We start from the raw sequence: 17,541 nt of genomic DNA, 5'->3' as shown, positions 1-17,541 counted from the left end.
ACGGCTTGCCATTCAAAGGCTGGCTTAGATATTGATGAAGCTCTTGGGTGGCTGGTGCAGGCTGATCTTGGCGTCGTCATAGAGCAGGTTGATCAGCTCGACGATCATGATTGCCGTCAGGCCCCAGATCTTGTATTCGCCGAACCTGTAGCTTGGCACATACCAACTACGGCCCTGATAGTCGATGCGGTGGGTGTGCTCGCGGGGGTCCTGGCGAAAGAACTCCAGGGGGACGCTGAAGACAGCTGCAATTTCGGCGTCGTTGGCCAGGTACTCGACATAGTCGGGGATCACGCCCACGTAGGGCGTTACACGGATGCCGTGCAGGGAGATCAGCGGGCTCAAGGGGCCAATGACCTCGACCAGCCCCGGCGGCAGGCCGATTTCTTCTTCGGCTTCGCGCAGGGCGGTAAAGATCAGGTCCGGGTCTTCGGGGTCACGGCGCCCGCCGGGAAAGGCCACTTCGCCGCCATGGGTCGACAGGCCACTGGCGCGCAGGGTCAGGATCAGCTCGGGTTCGTCGCTGCGGGTAATCGGTACCAGCACCGCGGCCTCGGGGAAACGCCCGTCAGTCTCCAGGGTGTGGGGGGTGTGATTGCTTACCCGGCGAAGTAGCTCGTCCAGCATGAGTCATCTCGATCTGTTGGCTACCTTGCATCATGCACCAAAGCGCACGGGCGCCCAACCCCAAAACCGCCGGTGTGTCGCTAAACGACAACTTGCAGGGCCCTGCCTGCCAAGCCAAGATAGGCCCACTCTCCAGGAACCCCAGCATGAACTTCTGCAGCCAGTGCGGTAAAACGGTCACCCAACGCATTCCCGAAGGCGACGCACGCCTGCGCTATGTGTGCGACCACTGCTCGACCATTCACTATCAGAACCCCAATATCGTCGCCGGTACCGTGCCGGTCTGGGAAGACAAAGTGCTGCTGTGCCGCCGCGCCATCGAGCCACGCCTGGGGTACTGGACCCTGCCCGCCGGTTTTATGGAAAACGGCGAAACCGTGGAACAGGCCGCCATGCGCGAAACCCTGGAAGAAGCCTGCGCCCGCGTGCGCAACCTGAGCCTCTATACCCTGATCAATGTGCCGCACATCAACCAGGTGCATATTTTCTATCGCGCCGAGCTGGCCGACCTGGACTTCGCCGCAGGCCAGGAAAGCCTGGAAGTGAAGCTGTTCGCACACGCCGATATCCCTTGGTCCGAGCTGGCTTTCCGCACGGTCGGGCGTACCTTAGAATGCTTCTTCGCTGACCGTGCGCAACAGCTGTTCCCGGTGCGCAGCGAGTCCGTGCCTCCCCTGTCCAAGCCCGCCCAATAACAAGCCGGCCAATCGTCGCCAAAGGGAAATCGTTTCAATGCGTTGGTTGCTTGCTCTGATCTGTGTGTTGTTCGCTGCCCTGTCCTCGGCCTCCACGGTGGAAACCCTCGGCGGCAAACCTGTCGAAAAAGTTTTGGTGCTCAAATCCGCCCATCAGTTGCAACTGATCAACGACGGCAAGCCCCTCAAGACCTATCGCATATCCCTGGGTAAAAACCCGAAAGGCCACAAACTGATCGAGGGCGACCGTCGCACGCCTGAAGGCTTCTACTGGATCGACTGGCGCAAGACCAGCGAGCGCTTCAACCTGGCCATGCACATCTCCTACCCCAATATCAGCGACGCCGCCCGCGCGCGTCGCGAAGGGGTTAAACCGGGCAGCATGATCATGATCCACGGCACGCCCGACACCGAAGACTACCCGGAGCAGTGGTTCCACACCCTGGACTGGACCGACGGCTGCATCGGCATGCGCAATGTGGACATGCGCGAAGTCTGGAGCCTGGTCAAGGACGGCACCCTGATCGAGATTCGGCCCTGATCGGCGACCGCTCGTAAAATAATTCGAAAATATTTCCTGCCCTCAAGCAGCGCCTGCCGGTGAATACCAGTTCACCGCGCAGGCTGTGCGTTTGTGCGCGCAATAAAGACCTCTCTAATACCACTTGATACCAGGCACCGTTAAGGAGCCCTGAAACCGGGGCGCGCACCGTTTTGGTAGCATTGACATGGTATTTAAGTGGTATTAATTTCCGGCCATTACCGGGCGACAACATTCCAATAACGCATCGGAAACCTGACAGATGAACCCCATCCTGGCCTTGCGCCCCGACGACAAGCAATCCACGCCGCTGTACCTGCAACTGGCCCGCAGCCTTGAAGCGGCGATCCATGCCGGCCAGTGGAAATCCGAGCAGGCCCTGCCCTCGGAACGCGCCCTCAGCGAGCAGTTGAGCATCTCGCGGGTGACCGCCCGCAAAGCGCTGGAGGTGTTGCTTGCACAGGGCCTGATCCGCCGCAGCCAGGGCTCCGGCACCTTCATCACGCCGCGCCTGGAACAACCGTTGTCGCGCCTGTCGGGGTTCAGCGAAATGTTGCGGCTCAAAGGCTTTGTACCCACTTCCCAATGGCTGGAACGCGATATCACCCCGCCAACCCACGAAGAGCTGATCCGCCTGTGCCTGTCGCCTACCGACAAAGTGGCGCGCCTCAAGCGTCTGCGCAAAGCCGATGACACGGTGATGGCGATTGAAATGACCGCCATGCCCGCCTCGGTACTGCCACAGCCGCAAGCCATCGGCAATTCGCTGTACGAATACCTGGAAGGCATCGGCAAGCCCATCGTGCGCGCCCTGCAGCATATCCAGGCGATCAATGCCTCGGACGAGTTCGCCAAGCTGGTGGGCATCGCCCCCGGCACCGCCATGCTGCTGATGACCCGCGTGGGCTACACCGCCGACAACACGCCGATTGAAATCACCGACACCTACTGCCGCAACGACTACTACGACTTTGTCGCAGAGCTGCGCCGTCATGACTATTCCGCCGAATTGCGAATCTAGAGAACTGCCCATGTCAGAAGACAATATCCTCACGCCCAGCGGCTGGATGCGCGGCCGCCTGGTGCACGAGCACGGCAAGGTGGTCGCCATTGAAGGCACGCCGTGCGACCCGGCCGACAACGACCTGCCCTACCTGCTGCCGGGCTTTATCGACCTGCATGTGCACGGCGGCGGCGGTGCGGACATCATGGAAGGTGCGCACGCTTTCGAGACCATTACCCGTACCCACGTGCGGTTTGGGACCACCTCGCTACTGGCCACCACCATGACGGCGCCGGTGGAAGAAATCACCAGCGTCCTCGGTGAACTCGGCAGGTTTTGCGAACAACGTCCGACGGGCAGCGCCCGGGTATTGGGCGTGCACCTGGAAGGCCCTTACATCAATCCGGGCAAACTCGGCGCCCAACCCAACTTCGCCCACACCGCGTTGATGGCGGAAGTCGAAGCCTACCTGCGCCTGGCGCCGATCCGGGTGATTACCATCGCCCCGGAAATCGCCGGCCACGATGCATTGATCCGCGCCCTCAGCGAACGCGGCGTGCGCATGCAGATCGGCCATACCCTGGGCAGCTATGAAGAAGGCGTCGCCGCCCTCGCCGCCGGCGCCACCAGCTTCACGCATTTGTACAACGCCATGAGCCCGCTGCATCACCGCGAGCCGGGCATCGTCGGCGCCGCGCTGGCCCATGCCCAATACGCCGAGTTGATCCCGGACTTGCTTCACGTGCATCCCGGTGCCATGCGCGTGGCACTGCGCTCGATCCCGTGCCTGTATTGCGTCACCGACTCCACCGCCGCCGCCGGCATGCCCGATGGCGAATACAAGCTGGGCAGCCACACCGTGACCAAATGCCTGGGCGGCGTACGCCTGGCCGACGGCACCCTGGCCGGCAGCACCCTGACCATGGACCAGGCGCTGCGCAACCTGGTGAAAATCGGCCTGCCTATCAGCGAAGCCTCACAACGCTTGTCGCAATTTCCCGCGGACTACCTGGGCCTGGAAGCGCGCGGCCGCCTGCAACCCGGCAGCTTCGCCGACTGCGTGCGCCTGGACCGCTCCCTGACACTCACCGACGTAATGGTCGAAGGAGAAACCATTGACTTCAAAAATGCTTGAAGAGGCCCTGGCCTCCTGCGACGCCGTCGCCGCACAACTGCAACGCCTGGACCCGCTGCTGACGGAAGTCGCCGGTCGCCTGCGCCGCCAGCCGCCGCAAGTGGCGATGACCATCGCCCGCGGCAGCTCGGACCATGCCGCCAGCTACTTCGCCTACCTGACCATGCAGCATGTGGGCATTCCGGTGGCGTCGTTGCCGATGTCGGTGGTGACCCTGTTGCAGGCGCCAATGAAAGTCAGCGGCCAGGTGGCGTTCGGGTTCTCCCAGTCGGGGCAGAGCCCGGACTTGGTCAACAGCCTGCGCCTGTTGCGCAAACGCGGGGCCTTGAGCATTTCGTTGGTGAATGCCGAAGACTCGCCGCTGGAAGCCGCGTGTGAATTCCATGTGCCGCTGTGCGCCGGGCCGGAACTCAGCGTGGCCGCGACCAAGAGTTTTATCGCCACCCTCAGCGCCAGCGCGCAGTTGATCGGCCACTGGAACCAGGAAACCGACCTGCTGCAAGCCTGCCAGGCCCTGCCCGATGGCCTGCGCGACGCCGCCAGACAGGATTGGCGCCTGGCCGTCGACGCCCTCAAAGGCAGCCAGCGCTTGATGGTGATCGGCCGTGGCGCCGGTTTCGCCGTCGCCCAGGAAGCCGCGCTCAAGCTCAAGGAAACCTCGGCGATCCAGGCCGAAGCTTTCAGCAGCGCCGAGGTGCGCCATGGGCCGATGGCGCTGATCGACGAGAACTACCCCCTGCTGGTGTTCGCCCCACGGGGCGCCGAGCAGGCCGGGCTGTTGAGCCTGGCCGCCGATATGCGTCAACGCGGTGCCCGGGTGCTGCTGGCCGCGCCGGACGATATCGCCGAACGCGACCTGACCCTGAGCCGCGCCGAACACCCGAGCCTGGACCCGATCCTGGCGATCCAGAGTTTCTACGTGATGGCCGCCGGCCTGGCTGAGGCCCGGGGCATGGACCCGGACCAGCCGCGCCACCTGAGCAAAGTCACCCGCACCCACTGAAGCGGCGTTTTCCTGATGAGTACCGTGCCCATGTCCAACAACAATAATCGACTGACCCTCAGCGCCCCCTTGAGTGGGCCGGTGCTGGCCCTGAACAGCGTCCCCGACGAAGTGTTCGCCAGCGGCGCCATGGGCGACGGTATCGCTATCGACCCATTGAACGACTGTCTGCAGGCACCCTGTGACGGCGTGATCATCCATGTCGCCCGCACCGGGCACGCCCTGACCCTGCGCGCCGACAACGGTGCCGAGGTGCTGATGCATGTGGGCATCGACACCGTGCAACTCAATGGCGAAGGCTTTGCCTTGCTGGTCAAGGAAGGCGCACGGGTGAGCCAGGGCCAGACGCTGGTGCAATTTGACCTGGACCGCATTGCGCGTCAGTGCAAGAGCCTGGTGAGCCTGATCATCCTGACCAACAGTGATCGCTTTGAACTGACGCCTTTGGCGCTGAAAACGGTCAAGGTCGGAGAGCCATTGCTGCAGATTGCCGCGCGCGCGACCAGCACCGTTCAAGCAGCTGTGGATAACTACAACTCAAAAGCCGACTCAAAAGCCGACTCAGAAGCCAGCGCCAGCGTGCGCATCACCCACCGTGGCGGTTTGCATGCCCGCCCCGCCGCCTTGATTCGCAAGACGGCCCAGGGTTTCAGCAGCCAGTCGCACCTGCACTTCGCTGACAAGTCGGCATCGTGCGACAGCCTGATTGGCTTGATGGGCCTGGGCATTGGCGAAGGCGACGAAGTGCGCGTGAGTTGCCGTGGCAAGGACGCCGAGGCCGCGTTGCAAGGGTTGATCGCGGCATTGTCCGTGGCAGTCAGCGAAGTCCATCACGCGCCGGTGGCCGCTGCTGCGCCCCGTCGTACCAGTGTGGAAGCCGATGTGTTGCAAGGCGTTTGTGCAGCGCCCGGCCTGGTGTGCGGGCCGCTGTTTCGCCTGACCGGCATCGAGCTGCCGGAAGACACCGGCAACCATTCGGCCGACGAACAACAACAGCGCCTCGACACGGCTCTGCAGCAGGTGCGCGATGAAATCCGCAGCACCCTCGACCATGCCCGCCAACGCAAGAACGTCGAGGAGGAAGACATCTTCGCCGCCCACCTCGCGCTGCTCGAAGACCCGGCGCTGCTGGAAGCGGCCACCGCCGCCATCACACACGGCAGCGCTGCCACCCACGCCTGGCGTGATGCGATCCAGGCCCAGTGCGCGGTGCTGCTGGCACTGGGCAAGCCGTTGTTTGCCGAGCGCGCCAACGATCTGCGCGACCTGCAACAACGCGTACTGCGCGCCTTGCTGGGCGAGGCCTGGCACTTTGAACTGCCTGCCGGGTCGATCGTCAGTGCCCATGAACTGACGCCGTCAGATCTGCTGCAGTTGAGTGAGCAGCAGGCTGTGGGTATCTGCATGGCCGAAGGCGGCGCCACGTCACACGTCGCCATTCTTGCGCGGGGTAAAGGCTTGCCCTGCGTGGTCGCGCTGGGTGCCGAGGTGCTGGATGTGCCTCAGGGCCAGCGTGTGGTGCTGGACGCCGTCAATGGCCGGCTGGAACTGGCCCCCAGTGACGCGCGTCATGCTGAAGTCCACCAGATTCGCGACGCGCAGAAGCTCCGTCGCCAGCAGCAACACGCCCAGGCGCAACAACCGGCACGCACCACCGATGGCGTGAGCATTGAAGTCGCCGCCAACGTCGCCTCCAGCAGCGAGGCCCGGCACGCATTTGAAAATGGCGCCGATGGCGTCGGTTTGCTGCGCACCGAATTTCTGTTCGTCGACCGCCGCACCGCACCGGATGAACAGGAACAGCGCCAGGCTTATCAGGCCGTGCTGGATGCGATGGGCGACAAGTCCGTGATCATTCGCACCATCGACGTGGGCGGTGACAAGCAGCTCGACTACCTGCCGCTGCCTGTCGAAGCCAACCCGGTATTGGGCCTGCGCGGCATTCGCATGGCCCAGGTGCGCCCGGAACTGCTCGACCAGCAACTGCGCGCCCTGTTGCAAGTCTCGCCGCTGGCGCGTTGCCGCATCCTGTTGCCGATGGTCAGCGAGGTGGACGAACTGCTGCAGATCCGCCAACGCCTGGATCAACTGTGCGTGGAACTGAACCTGACGCAGCGCCCCGAACTGGGTGTGATGATCGAAGTGCCCGCCGCCGCGCTGATGGCTGAGCAGTTGGCCGAACACGCGGACTTTTTGTCCATCGGCACCAATGACCTGTCCCAGTACACCCTGGCCATGGATCGCGACCACGCAGGCTTGGCTGCCCGCGTCGACGCGCTGCATCCAGCCTTGCTGCGGCTGATCGCCCAGACCTGCGCCGGTGCGGCAAAACACGGGCGTTGGGTCGGCGTGTGCGGCGCCCTGGCCTCCGACCCGCTGGCCACGCCGGTACTGGTCGGCCTGGGTGTCAGCGAACTGTCGGTAAGCCCGCCGCAGATCGGCGAAATCAAGGACCGCGTCCGTCACCTGGACGCGGCGCAATGCCGGCAACTGAGCCAGACGCTGCTTGAGCTGAGCAGCGCCAAGGCCGTTCGCCACGCCTGTCAACACCACTGGCCGCTGAGCTGACAACAACAAGAATAGGGAGACACGCCATGTACCAACATTTCATCGAAGGCCTGCAACGCCTGGGCCGCGCCCTGATGCTGCCGATTGCGATCCTGCCGATCGCCGGCCTGTTGCTGCGCCTGGGCGACACCGATTTGCTCAACATCGCGGTGATGCACGATGCCGGGCAGGCGATCTTCGCCAACCTGGCGCTGATCTTCGCCATCGGCATCGCCGTGGGCTTTGCCCGCGACAACAACGGCACGGCCGGCCTGGCGGGGGCGATTGGCTACCTGGTGATGATCTCCACACTCAAGGTGATGGACACCTCGATCAACATGGGCATGCTCGCCGGTATCGCCAGTGGCCTGATGGCGGGCGCGCTGTATAACCGCTTCAAGGACATCAAGCTGCCGGAGTACCTGGCGTTCTTTGGCGGGCGACGGTTTGTGCCGATTGTCACCGGCTTTTCGGCGGTGGGCTTGGGCGTGATCTTTGGTTTGATCTGGCCGCCGATCCAGCACGGCATCAACAGCTTCGGCGTGTTGCTGATGGAAAGCGGCAGCCTGGGCGCCTTCGTGTTTGGCGTGTTCAACCGTTTACTGATCGTCACCGGCCTGCACCACATCCTCAACAATATGGCGTGGTTCGTGTTTGGCACCTTCACCGACCCGGCAACCGGCGCGGTGGTGACCGGCGACCTGACCCGCTACTTCGCCGGCGACCCGAAAGGCGGCCAATTCATGACCGGCATGTTCCCGGTGATGCTGTTCGGCCTGCCCGCCGCGTGTCTGGCGATGTACCGCAATGCGTTGCCGGAGCGCCGTAAAGTGATGGGCGGGATTTTCCTGTCGATGGCACTGACCTCATTCCTGACCGGCGTGACGGAACCGATTGAATTTGCGTTCATGTTCCTGGCGCCGTTCCTGTACCTGATCCACGCACTGCTGACTGGCCTGTCGATGGCGCTCACCAACCTGTTGAATATCCATCTCGGCTTTACCTTCTCCGGTGGGTTTATCGACATGGTGCTCGGTTGGGGCAAATCCACCAATGGCTGGCTGGTGTTCCCGGTTGGCTTGGCTTACGCGCTGATCTACTACTCGGTGTTCACCTACTGCATCCGCCGCTTCAACCTCAAGACGCCGGGTCGTGAAGATATCCAGGTGGTGCAGGCCGAGGCCATGAGCGACAACCAGCGTGCGACGGCCTACATCCAGGCGTTGGGCGGTGCTGAGAACTTGCTGAGTGTGGGTGCTTGCACCACGCGGCTGCGCTTGGACATGGTGGATCGCAACAAGGCAGTGGATGCTGAACTCAAAGCGCTGGGCGCCATGGCTGTCGTACGGCCAGGTAATGGCGGCAGCTTGCAGGTGGTCGTCGGGCCCATGGCCGATAGCATTGCTGATGAAATTCGCTTGGCCATGCCGGGGTTTGTTGCGGCAGCGCCTGCAGCGGTTGCGCCTGTGGATAAGCCAGTGACGGTGCATGTGCAGGAGGCCGAGAAATGGCTGAGCGCGCTGGGTGGTCGAGAGAATGTGCGCCAGCTGGATGCAGTGGCGATGACCCGGTTGCGGGTGGAGTTGGGGGATGATTCGCGGTTGTCTGAGGCTCAGCTCACTGCGCTGGGCTGCCAAGGGGTAAGTCAGCTCGACAGCGGTGTTTGGCATCTGTTGATGGGCGACAGGGCATCCGGGTTGGGTGAGGCGTTGGAGCGGTTGGTCAGTGGCCGTGAGGTCGGCGCCAGGGTTTAGAGATGTCGTGGTTGTTCTGGCCTCATCGGGGGCAAGCCCCCTCCCACACTTGACCGCATTGCCAAGTCCGGCACCGATCAAAATGTGGGAGGGGGCTTGCCCCCGATGAGGCCAGAACCGCCAACAAAAAAAACGCTGGCCAAACTGGGCTAGCGGGTTTCGACAATCTCCGACCCATCAACAATTTCGGTAGCCTCAGTATTGCCCCCCAAGACTGACAGCCACCGCGTAGTGATAGGGCAGATTGGCCATGGCTTGGGTAATCGCTGAAAAACAAAGCAACTGGGCTTTACCGGTGGAGCGAACTGAGTGCTCTCTTTGAGCGACGGTATCCGGCGCAAAAGAGAAGGCTTGGTATTTTTTCCTGACCTTGAGCCAGGTCGAGAACTCGAAGGATTGGTCACCACTTTTATAGGTAAAGCGGTGTGTGGCCTGGGTAGACACTCGTCCTCGGGCAAAGACAGGTATTTGTGCTCGCAGAACGAATGTCAGATAGCTCCAAGGATGGAGGAGGTATGCCTCTGGCGCAGCACCGATGTCCCAGCTGGCAGCAGTGAGTTCAAATGTGCGTGCAGTGCCGTTCAAAAGACAGAGTGCGACATGGCTGTGGGAACTGACTTGTTGGACTTTATTCCAGATGACGGTTTCGTCCTGCCTGGCGTCTTTGAGGGCTTCTTGAAAGTCGCTTTCGCGATTGAGGTGTTCGGTATCGTCCATGAAGTGTGGCTCAGCTTAAATGAGTCGATCAAACTAATGGGGCTGATTCCGAGCGGCAACCGCTGGGTATTGTCAGAAAGATCGGGGGCGCCTGTCACGACGCCGATGAGGCCCTGACAGCCAACAAAAAACCCGCTGACCAAACTGGCCCAGCGGGTTTCTTGTTTATGCAGCGCACAGATTAGAAATCCGCCAACTGCCACACGTCACGCCGGTATCTCACCGGGGTGGCTGAGCTTCCAGGCTTTAGCCACCGAATACCAGGCTTACCGACTGGGCCCCCGCATTCTTGACGGTGAAATCCTTTGCCTGCGCGGCGGTCCTCAAGGTGTAGGTGTAATTGGACGAGGCGGTCCACTGCGCTTTGGGCGACTTCTGATTCGTGATAGCAGGCACGCTGCCAATATCGGTAAACGTACCGTTGCCTTTATCATCCAACATGCCGTTGCTTGCGCTGCCTTCGCCAAAGTTGTTGCTCTCGGAAAGAATGTTGGCGTTTTGCGCCAGCGTAAAGCCGAGATGAAACTTGTTGATGTAGTTGTTATAGACATGGAAGTAGCCATAACGCATCAACCCCGGTGCGCGCACTTCCATATTCTCGAAGCGATTATGGCAAATAGTCAGCCGTGGGAAACCATTGAAGGCTGTGTTGTTGTCATCGCTCGGGTGGCCCAGGATCAGGCCATACTTGTGGTTGCCGAAAAAACAGTTGCTGATGGTCGCGTAGTCGGCCTTGTCGCCGATGTATAACAGCTTGTCGAGGCTGCCATCGTTGGCGGACCAGTCATGGCCGACAAAGGAGCAGTGATCGATCCAGTACTTGCTGCCGTAGTTGAGGTACAGCTGGATATCATCATTGGCCTTGATACCCCCCGAGTGCTGGAAAACGATGTTCTGAAAAATGATGTTTTGCGACTCAGGTGTCGCACGCAAGTGAATGTTGTTGAGCGTGCGGTTCTGGAACGAACCGACCAGGGTTTTATTTGAACCCATGGAGACCTTGGTCAAACTGGACGCCGAGATATTGCTATTGATCACCAGCACGCGGGGTGTGGAACCGGCAATATTGGTTTTGAGCTGATCCAGGTTAGTGATGCTGACAACCGGACCGGACCAGCCGCCAGTGACCTTAGCGGCTTTGGCGAAGCCGGTCATGCCGGTGAGTTTGCTTTCTGGATAAGACATAGGAGTTCCCTCTCTTTCAACATGGGACCCGATGATCGGGTCAAGAATGAAACATGACCGTCCTGGTCATGTGCACAGTGGGATGATTGGCGGCGCAACCGACTGAACGTCACGTATTGCCGAAACCCCACATGCTGTACATTTATACAGTGCCATGTGAAAGAAATGGCGTCAAGCGTGGATGGATATACACATGTCCATGCGCTCAAACATGAGAGCCGGGCTTGCTCGCGACAAGGTCGTTACAGCCAACAAAAAACCCGCTGGCCAAACTGGCCCAGCGGGTTTCTTGTCAACGCAGTATTGATCGTCGCCATGCTCCGCGCGGGAATGATCAGTTGGCGGTGGCTGCTGACACTTCGCGAAGATCCAGCACCCGTTCCGCCATCAACTGAATGCCCTCCACCATTCGATGAATACCCAGCACGGCATCACGCTGGGGACCGTCGACATCAAATGCCAGATTACTCGCCAGTGCCTGTACCGATGCCAGGTCTTGAGAGGCGTTGGCGAGCAGGGTTTCGCTGTTCAGGTGGGTCAGGACGGTGAAGATTTGGTCGGTGGGCGGGGAATCAGATGGGGGGTTTGGGCTCATGGTAAAACTCCTGAAAAATAGGAGCTGTCAGCATCACTTGCAGATGATGGGTGGCAGCTGTGCGCGGGTCTGCAAGACCGAGTCAGGAGCACCTCGGCAGACCCAAAGGTCTCCCGCGCACAGCCACCAGAAAACGATGACCATGAAAAGCGCCACGATTATAGCGGCGCTTCCGAGCTCCTAACATTATTTCGGCGGGCTTGCAGTCCCGGTCGCTGAATTGGCAGCGACTGGCGAAGGTTAGTTGTGCGAGTTCCGACGGACAACCTGAAAGGCTTGTCGGAAATCTCCGAGAGATGTAGATCCAGCACGCAACAAAAACCCGGTCTAAGCCGGGCTCTTTGACCTCATTTACTCAACCCGAGCAAACCGCTCAATAACAGGCTGTTCTCGATGTTCTGCCTGCCACAGGTCATAGCTGCTCTGCATTGAGAGCCACATCTGAGCTTTACTGATGCCAGCGCGCTCCAGCCGTACCGCCAGATCAGGACTGACCGGCGCGTGTCCGTGAAGAATTCTGGAAAAGGTCTCCCTGGCGAAACCCAGGCGCCTTGCCACTTCAGTGATGGTCATTCCGAGCCCCGGAATAACATCCTCAAGCAGTATTTCTCCTGGGTGAGGAGGATTGTGCATACCCATAAACAGACCCCTTCTCAGTGGTAATCGAGATAGTCGACCAGCTCGACCTGATCGTCGAACATACGAAATATGATTCGCCAGTTGCCAGTGATGCTCACCGACCAATAGTCGACAAGGTCTCCCTTCAAGCGATGGAAGCGCCAACCTGGCAGTTCCAGATCGCTCCAGTGACTCGCACTGTCTAAAATCAGCAAGACACGGCGCAAGCGATTTGCATGGTTCGCATTGATCCCTTTGGTTGAGCCAGTTTCATAAAAAACACGAAGGCCTTTATGTTTCCAACTAACGATCATGGTGCGATTGTGATGTGATACATCACACTCTGCAATAACCGCATATCGGTCTTGATCGTCAGACTCATATCACTGCACCGCCTAGAAAATTCAAACCGATAGGCTAGGAAGACAGGTTCCGAGGGACAACCTGAAAGGCTTGTCGGAAAGGTCTGAGGCGCCTGGGCGGACGCCATCGGGGGCAAGCCCCCTCCCACACCTGAAGGTATTCGCAATTCAAAATGTGGGAGGGGGCTTGCCCCCGAGAGGCCTTGAAAGGCAACAAAAAACCCGCTGACCAAACTGGCCCAGCGGGTTGCTTGTTTATACAGCCAGCCGATTAAAAATCCGCCAACTGCCACACCTCGTACGCCGGTGTCTCATACGGATGGCTCAGCTTCAAAGCAGCCACTACAGCCACAATCAACTCATCCGCCACCACCAGCTCAACCTTCCATTCCTCAACCACTTCAACCTGGCCCACCTGCCCGATAAACGGCTGGCTGCCGTCCAGCGCGCGGAATTGGCCCTGGCCCAGCACTTGCCAGGCGCAGCTGTCGTAGTCGCCGATGCGCCCGCCGCCGGCGGCGAAGACGGCGGTTTTCACCGTCTCCACGTGGCTGTCGGGTACGAAGAAGGCGAGCTTGTACACGGCCTTAGTTCACCCACACACGGGCGTTGCGGAACATGCGCATCCAGGCGCCGTCTTCGTTCCACTCTTCCGGGCGCCACGAGTTCTGCACGGCGCGGAATACGCGCTCCGGGTGCGGCATCATGATGGTGACGCGACCGTCGCGGCTGGTGAGGCCGGTGATCCCGCGCGGCGAGCCGTTCGGGTTGGCCGGGTAGCTTTCGGTGACTTTGCCGTGGTTATCGACAAAGCGCAGGGCCACGGTGCCGGACAGGTCAGCTTCGAGCAGCGCTTCTTCGCTGGCGAACTCGGCATGGCCTTCGCCGTGGGCGATGGCGATTGGCATGCGCGAACCGGCCATGCCCTGCAGGAAGATCGAGTTGGATTCCTGCACCTGCACCATGGCGACACGGGCTTCGAACTGCTCGGAACGGTTACGCACAAAGTGCGGCCAGAACTCGCTGCCCGGGATCAGTTCGCTGAGGTTGGACATCATCTGGCAACCGTTGCACACGCCCAGGGTGAAGCTGTCGTTGCGCTCGAAGAAACCCTGGAACGCGTCGCGGGCGCGGCTGTTGAACAGGGCCGACTTGGCCCAGCCTTCGCCGGCACCCAGTACGTCGCCGTAGGAGAAACCACCGCAGGCCACCAGGCCTTTGAACTCGTTGAGGTCGACGCGACCGGCGAGGATGTCGCTCATGTGCACGTCGATCGCATTGAACCCGGCACGGTCGAACGCCGCCGCCATTTCCACCTGGCCGTTGACGCCCTGCTCACGCAGCACGGCAACCTGTGGGCGGATGCCTTTCTTGATGTAGGGCGCGGCGATGTCCTGGTTGACGTCGAAGCTGAGCATGGTGCTCAGGCCCGGATTGTCTTCTTCCAGGATCGCGTCGAATTCCTGCTCGGCGCAGTCGACGTTGTCGCGCAGGCGCTGGACCTGATAACTGGTCTCTGCCCACTGGCGTTGCAGCAGACGGCGCTGGCCGGCAAATACGGTGTCGCCATTGAAGGAGATATTGACTTCACCGTTGTTGATTGGCTGGCCAATCACCGCCACGCAGTCGTCCAGGCCGGCGGCGCTGAACTGTGCGAGCACATCCGGGGTAGCGTCCTGGCGCACCTGGATCACCGCCCCCAACTCTTCGTTGAACAGGATGCCGTTGATCTCGGCGGCATCCTCGGCAACGCTGTCGAGCACGATGTTCAGGCCGCAATGACCGGCGAAGGCCATTTCCACGACGCTGGTCAGCAAACCACCGTCGGAACGGTCGTGGTATGCCAACACGTGACCGTCGGCATTCAAGCCCTGGATCACGGCAAAGAACGCTTTGAGGTCTTCGGCGTCGTCGACATCCGGCGCGTGTCTGCCGAGCTTGCCGTGAGTCTGCGCCAGGATCGAGGCGCCCATGCGGTTCTGGCCACGGCCCAGGTCGATCAGGATCAGATCGGTGGTGCCCTTGTCCATGCGCAATTGCGGGGTCAGGGTCTGGCGGATGTCAGTGACCGGCGCGAAACCGGTGACGATCAACGACAGCGGCGAGGTGACGCTCTTGTCGGTGCCGCCCTCGTTCCAACGGGTGGCCATGGACATGGAGTCCTTGCCCACCGGAATGGTGATACCCAGCTCAGGGCACAGCTCCATGCCGACGGCTTTGACCGTGTCGTAGAGGCGTGCATCTTCACCCGGGTGACCGGCAGCGGACATCCAGTTGGCCGACAGTTTGATGTCGGACAGCTTGCCGATGCGCGAGGCCGCGATGTTGGTCAGGGTTTCACCGATGGCCATGCGGCCCGACGCCGGAGCGTCCAGCAGGGCCAGCGGCGTACGCTCGCCCATGGCCATGGCTTCACCGGTGTAGACGTCGAAGCTGGTGGCGGTGACGGCAACGTCGGCTACCGGCACCTGCCACGGACCGACCATTTGGTCACGGGCAACCAGGCCGGTGATGGTGCGGTCGCCGATGGTGATCAGGAAGCTTTTGCTCGCCACGGCCGGGTGGTGCAGCACGCGCTCGATGCTGTCGGACAAGTCCAGCGTGCTTGGGTCGAAATCATCGCCCAGCTCGCTTTCACGTACCGCCGAACGGTGCATGCGCGGGGCTTTGCCCAGCAGCACTTCGAGCGGCATGTCCACCGGGCTGTTGCCGAAGTGGCTATCTGTAACAGTAAGCTGCGGCTCGGCAGTGGCTTCGCCGACCACGGCAAACGGGCAGCGCTCGCGTTCGCAGATGGCCTGGAAGCGCGCAAAGTCTTCAGGGCCAACGGCCAGTACGTAGCGTTCCTGGGATTCGTTGCTCCAGATTTCGTGCGGGGCCATGCCCGGCTCGTCGTTTGGAATGTTGCGCAGCTCGAAACGGCCACCACGGTCGCCATCGTTGACCAGTTCCGGGAAGGCGTTGGACAAACCACCGGCGCCGACGTCGTGGATGAAGCTGATCGGGTTCTTGTCACCCAACTGCCAGCAACGGTCGATGACTTCCTGGCAGCGGCGTTCCATCTCGGGGTTTTCGCGCTGTACGGAAGCGAAGTCGAGGTCGGCCGAACTGGTGCCGGTGGCCATGGAAGAGGCAGCGCCGCCACCCAGGCCGATCAACATCGCCGGGCCGCCGAGCACGATCAGCTTGGAACCGACCAGGATCTCGCCTTTCTTGACGTGTTCTTCACGGATGTTGCCCATGCCGCCGGCCAACATGATCGGCTTGTGGTAGCCGCGCACTTCATCCCCACGAGGGGTGGTGATGGATTGTTCGAAGGTACGGAAGTAACCGGTCAGCGCCGGGCGCCCGAATTCGTTGTTGAACGCGGCGCCGCCCAGCGGGCCTTCGATCATGATGTCCAGCGCGGTGACGATGCGCTCGGGCTTGCCGTACGGCACTTCCCATGGCTGTTCGAAGCCTGGGATCTGCAGGTTGGACACGGTGAACCCGGTAAGGCCCGCCTTGGGCTTGGCGCCCCGGCCGGTGGCACCTTCGTCACGGATTTCGCCGCCCGAACCGGTAGCTGCGCCAGGGAATGGGGCAATCGCAGTCGGGTGGTTGTGGGTTTCAACCTTCATCAGGATGTGCACCGGCTCCTGCACCGCGCCGTACTGGCGGGTTTCCGGGTCCGGGAAGAAGCGGCCGGCGACGGAGCCGACGATCACCGAGGCGTTGTCCTTATAAGCCGACAGAACGCCTTCGCTGTGCATCACGTAGGTGTTCTTGATCATGCCGAACAGGCTTTTTTCCTGGCTCTGGCCGTCGATGTCCCAACTGGCGTTGAAGATCTTGTGACGGCAATGCTCGGAGTTGGCCTGGGCGAACATCATCAGTTCGATGTCGTGGGGGTTGCGCTTCAAGCCGGTAAAGGCGTTGACCAGGTAGTCGATCTCGTCTTCGGCCAGGGCCAGGCCCAGTTCGGTATTGGCCTTCTCGAGGGCGGCGCGGCCACCGCCGAGCAGGTCGATCGCCGTCAGTGGCCTGGCTTCGGCGTGGCTGAACAGCCCGGCAGCCTGCTCCAACTGGCTGACGATGATCTGGGTCATGCGATCGTGCAGGCTGCTGGCGATCAGCTCGGCGTCGGCATCGCTGAACTGGCCGGCCACGTAGAACGCGATACCACGCTCCAGGCGCTGGATTTTGTCCAGGCCGCAGTTGCGGGCGATGTCACTGGCCTTGCTCGACCACGGCGAGATGGTGCCGAACCGCGGCAGCACCAGGAACAAGCGGCCGGTCGGCTCTTGAACGGGAACGCTGGGGCCGTACTTCAGAAGGCGTGCGAGCACTTGCTGTTCGTCGGCGGTCAAGACGCCGGTTACGTCGGCGAAGTGAGCAAATTCAGCATACAGGCCTGTAACAGCTGGAACCTTCTGGCTCAGTTGCTCAAGGAGTTTGCTGTGGCGAAAGGCAGAAAGGGCAGGAGCGCCGCGCAGGATCAACATCTTCGGGACAGCCTCGGGAAGGGGGTGTGCTTTGAGGCCGTGCATTCTAGCGTAAACCTTCGCCCACGGCACCCGAAACGCTACCGGTGGCCGCTGCCGAACGTCAGTTGGCACGGTTTGCGCGGTGTCGAGGGGCATTCCATGGCATCGGGCGCAGATATTTTAACCGTCACAATCACGCGTCAGGCCGCGTTTCTGCGGGATGCAGCACAGTTTCGCAGCGACTAGCAGACAAGTGTGCCGCTGTCGAGATATGGCGCCGTGGGCCGTTTGCG

Annotated in this window: 15 protein-coding genes; 7 read left to right on the top strand and 8 right to left on the bottom strand. The window is 61.2% G+C overall.

Annotated elements, in window-relative coordinates:
• Positions 1–24: 24 nt before the first annotated feature.
• Positions 25–627, bottom strand: a complete 603-nt coding sequence (locus CIB54_RS10280) for a CoA pyrophosphatase (protein ID WP_017736785.1) — start codon at positions 625–627, stop codon at positions 25–27.
• Between the two features lie 146 nt (positions 628–773).
• Between CIB54_RS10280 and CIB54_RS10275 the strand changes: the two genes are divergently transcribed.
• From CIB54_RS10275 to nagE, 7 genes are all read left to right on the top strand, one after another.
• Entirely contained in the window at positions 774–1,322 is a 549-nt protein-coding gene (locus CIB54_RS10275) for an NUDIX hydrolase (RefSeq protein WP_065951293.1), read from the top strand.
• A gap of 37 nt (positions 1,323–1,359) precedes the next feature.
• On the top strand, positions 1,360–1,863 hold the full coding sequence (locus CIB54_RS10270; RefSeq protein ID WP_101219722.1) for a L,D-transpeptidase family protein: 504 nt from the start codon (positions 1,360–1,362) through the stop codon (positions 1,861–1,863).
• A gap of 262 nt (positions 1,864–2,125) precedes the next feature.
• The gene (locus CIB54_RS10265) at positions 2,126–2,884 is read left to right on the top strand and encodes a GntR family transcriptional regulator (RefSeq protein ID WP_065951291.1); all 759 of its coding nucleotides are present in this window, start codon (positions 2,126–2,128) and stop codon (positions 2,882–2,884) included.
• A 10-nt stretch (positions 2,885–2,894) separates the two neighbouring features.
• On the top strand, positions 2,895–4,001 hold the full coding sequence (nagA, locus tag CIB54_RS10260) for an N-acetylglucosamine-6-phosphate deacetylase (RefSeq protein WP_101219721.1): 1,107 nt from the start codon (positions 2,895–2,897) through the stop codon (positions 3,999–4,001).
• Positions 3,982–5,004 carry an SIS domain-containing protein gene (locus CIB54_RS10255; protein WP_101219720.1) on the top strand — a complete coding sequence of 341 codons (1,023 nt, stop codon included), beginning with the start codon at positions 3,982–3,984 and terminating at the stop codon, positions 5,002–5,004. The genes nagA and CIB54_RS10255 overlap by 20 nt, the downstream gene beginning before the upstream one ends.
• A gap of 30 nt (positions 5,005–5,034) precedes the next feature.
• Positions 5,035–7,572, top strand: a complete 2,538-nt coding sequence (gene ptsP / locus CIB54_RS10250) for a phosphoenolpyruvate--protein phosphotransferase (protein ID WP_101219719.1) — start codon at positions 5,035–5,037, stop codon at positions 7,570–7,572.
• A 26-nt stretch (positions 7,573–7,598) separates the two neighbouring features.
• Positions 7,599–9,305, top strand: coding sequence for an N-acetylglucosamine-specific PTS transporter subunit IIBC (gene nagE, locus CIB54_RS10245; RefSeq protein WP_101219718.1), 1,707 nt, complete (start codon positions 7,599–7,601; stop codon positions 9,303–9,305).
• A gap of 195 nt (positions 9,306–9,500) precedes the next feature.
• Here the strand turns inward: nagE and CIB54_RS27285 are convergent, their stop codons facing one another.
• The 7 genes from CIB54_RS27285 to purL form a co-directional block, all read right to left on the bottom strand.
• On the bottom strand, positions 9,501–10,022 hold the full coding sequence (locus tag CIB54_RS27285; protein WP_157829703.1) for a hypothetical protein: 522 nt from the start codon (positions 10,020–10,022) through the stop codon (positions 9,501–9,503).
• A gap of 246 nt (positions 10,023–10,268) precedes the next feature.
• Positions 10,269–11,207: a pectate lyase family protein gene (locus CIB54_RS10235; protein ID WP_101219716.1), complete on the bottom strand. Its 939-nt coding sequence runs from the start codon at positions 11,205–11,207 to the stop codon at positions 10,269–10,271.
• Between the two features lie 334 nt (positions 11,208–11,541).
• The gene (locus CIB54_RS10230; RefSeq protein ID WP_101219715.1) at positions 11,542–11,802 is read right to left on the bottom strand and encodes a DUF6124 family protein; all 261 of its coding nucleotides are present in this window, start codon (positions 11,800–11,802) and stop codon (positions 11,542–11,544) included.
• 351 nt (positions 11,803–12,153) lie between these two features.
• Positions 12,154–12,441, bottom strand: coding sequence for a HigA family addiction module antitoxin (locus tag CIB54_RS10225; protein WP_057013199.1), 288 nt, complete (start codon positions 12,439–12,441; stop codon positions 12,154–12,156).
• A gap of 14 nt (positions 12,442–12,455) precedes the next feature.
• Positions 12,456–12,734, bottom strand: a complete 279-nt coding sequence (locus CIB54_RS10220) for a type II toxin-antitoxin system RelE/ParE family toxin (protein WP_065951283.1) — start codon at positions 12,732–12,734, stop codon at positions 12,456–12,458.
• A gap of 319 nt (positions 12,735–13,053) precedes the next feature.
• Positions 13,054–13,365: a YqfO family protein gene (locus CIB54_RS10215; RefSeq protein WP_003193986.1), complete on the bottom strand. Its 312-nt coding sequence runs from the start codon at positions 13,363–13,365 to the stop codon at positions 13,054–13,056.
• Between the two features lie 4 nt (positions 13,366–13,369).
• Complete coding sequence (gene purL / locus CIB54_RS10210; RefSeq protein ID WP_101219714.1) at positions 13,370–17,266, bottom strand: phosphoribosylformylglycinamidine synthase; 3,897 nt, start codon at positions 17,264–17,266, stop codon at positions 13,370–13,372.
• Between the last annotated feature and the right edge of the window lie 275 nt (positions 17,267–17,541).

It is taken from the genome of Pseudomonas fluorescens (assembly GCF_002837185.1).
Lineage (GTDB): Bacteria > Pseudomonadota > Gammaproteobacteria > Pseudomonadales > Pseudomonadaceae > Aquipseudomonas > Aquipseudomonas fluorescens_AM.
The sequence above is the reverse complement of the archived record's forward strand: the minus strand, read 5'-3'. Positions and strand labels throughout refer to the sequence as shown.

What these genes read in the sequence shown, in the direction of transcription:
- CIB54_RS10235 (WP_101219716.1), bottom strand. Translation starts at nt 11,207, where the DNA reads ATGTCTTATCCAGAAAGCAAACTCACCGGCATGACCGGCTTCGCCAAA.
- ptsP (WP_101219719.1), top strand. Translation starts at nt 5,035, where the DNA reads ATGTCCAACAACAATAATCGACTGACCCTCAGCGCCCCCTTGAGTGGG.
- CIB54_RS10270 (WP_101219722.1), top strand. Translation starts at nt 1,360, where the DNA reads ATGCGTTGGTTGCTTGCTCTGATCTGTGTGTTGTTCGCTGCCCTGTCC.
- CIB54_RS10225 (WP_057013199.1), bottom strand. Translation starts at nt 12,441, where the DNA reads ATGGGTATGCACAATCCTCCTCACCCAGGAGAAATACTGCTTGAGGAT.
- CIB54_RS10220 (WP_065951283.1), bottom strand. Translation starts at nt 12,734, where the DNA reads ATGATCGTTAGTTGGAAACATAAAGGCCTTCGTGTTTTTTATGAAACT.
- nagA (WP_101219721.1), top strand. Translation starts at nt 2,895, where the DNA reads ATGTCAGAAGACAATATCCTCACGCCCAGCGGCTGGATGCGCGGCCGC.
- CIB54_RS27285 (WP_157829703.1), bottom strand. Translation starts at nt 10,022, where the DNA reads ATGGACGATACCGAACACCTCAATCGCGAAAGCGACTTTCAAGAAGCC.
- CIB54_RS10280 (WP_017736785.1), bottom strand. Translation starts at nt 627, where the DNA reads ATGCTGGACGAGCTACTTCGCCGGGTAAGCAATCACACCCCCCACACC.
- CIB54_RS10230 (WP_101219715.1), bottom strand. Translation starts at nt 11,802, where the DNA reads ATGAGCCCAAACCCCCCATCTGATTCCCCGCCCACCGACCAAATCTTC.
- nagE (WP_101219718.1), top strand. Translation starts at nt 7,599, where the DNA reads ATGTACCAACATTTCATCGAAGGCCTGCAACGCCTGGGCCGCGCCCTG.
- CIB54_RS10275 (WP_065951293.1), top strand. Translation starts at nt 774, where the DNA reads ATGAACTTCTGCAGCCAGTGCGGTAAAACGGTCACCCAACGCATTCCC.
- CIB54_RS10265 (WP_065951291.1), top strand. Translation starts at nt 2,126, where the DNA reads ATGAACCCCATCCTGGCCTTGCGCCCCGACGACAAGCAATCCACGCCG.
- purL (WP_101219714.1), bottom strand. Translation starts at nt 17,266, where the DNA reads ATGTTGATCCTGCGCGGCGCTCCTGCCCTTTCTGCCTTTCGCCACAGC.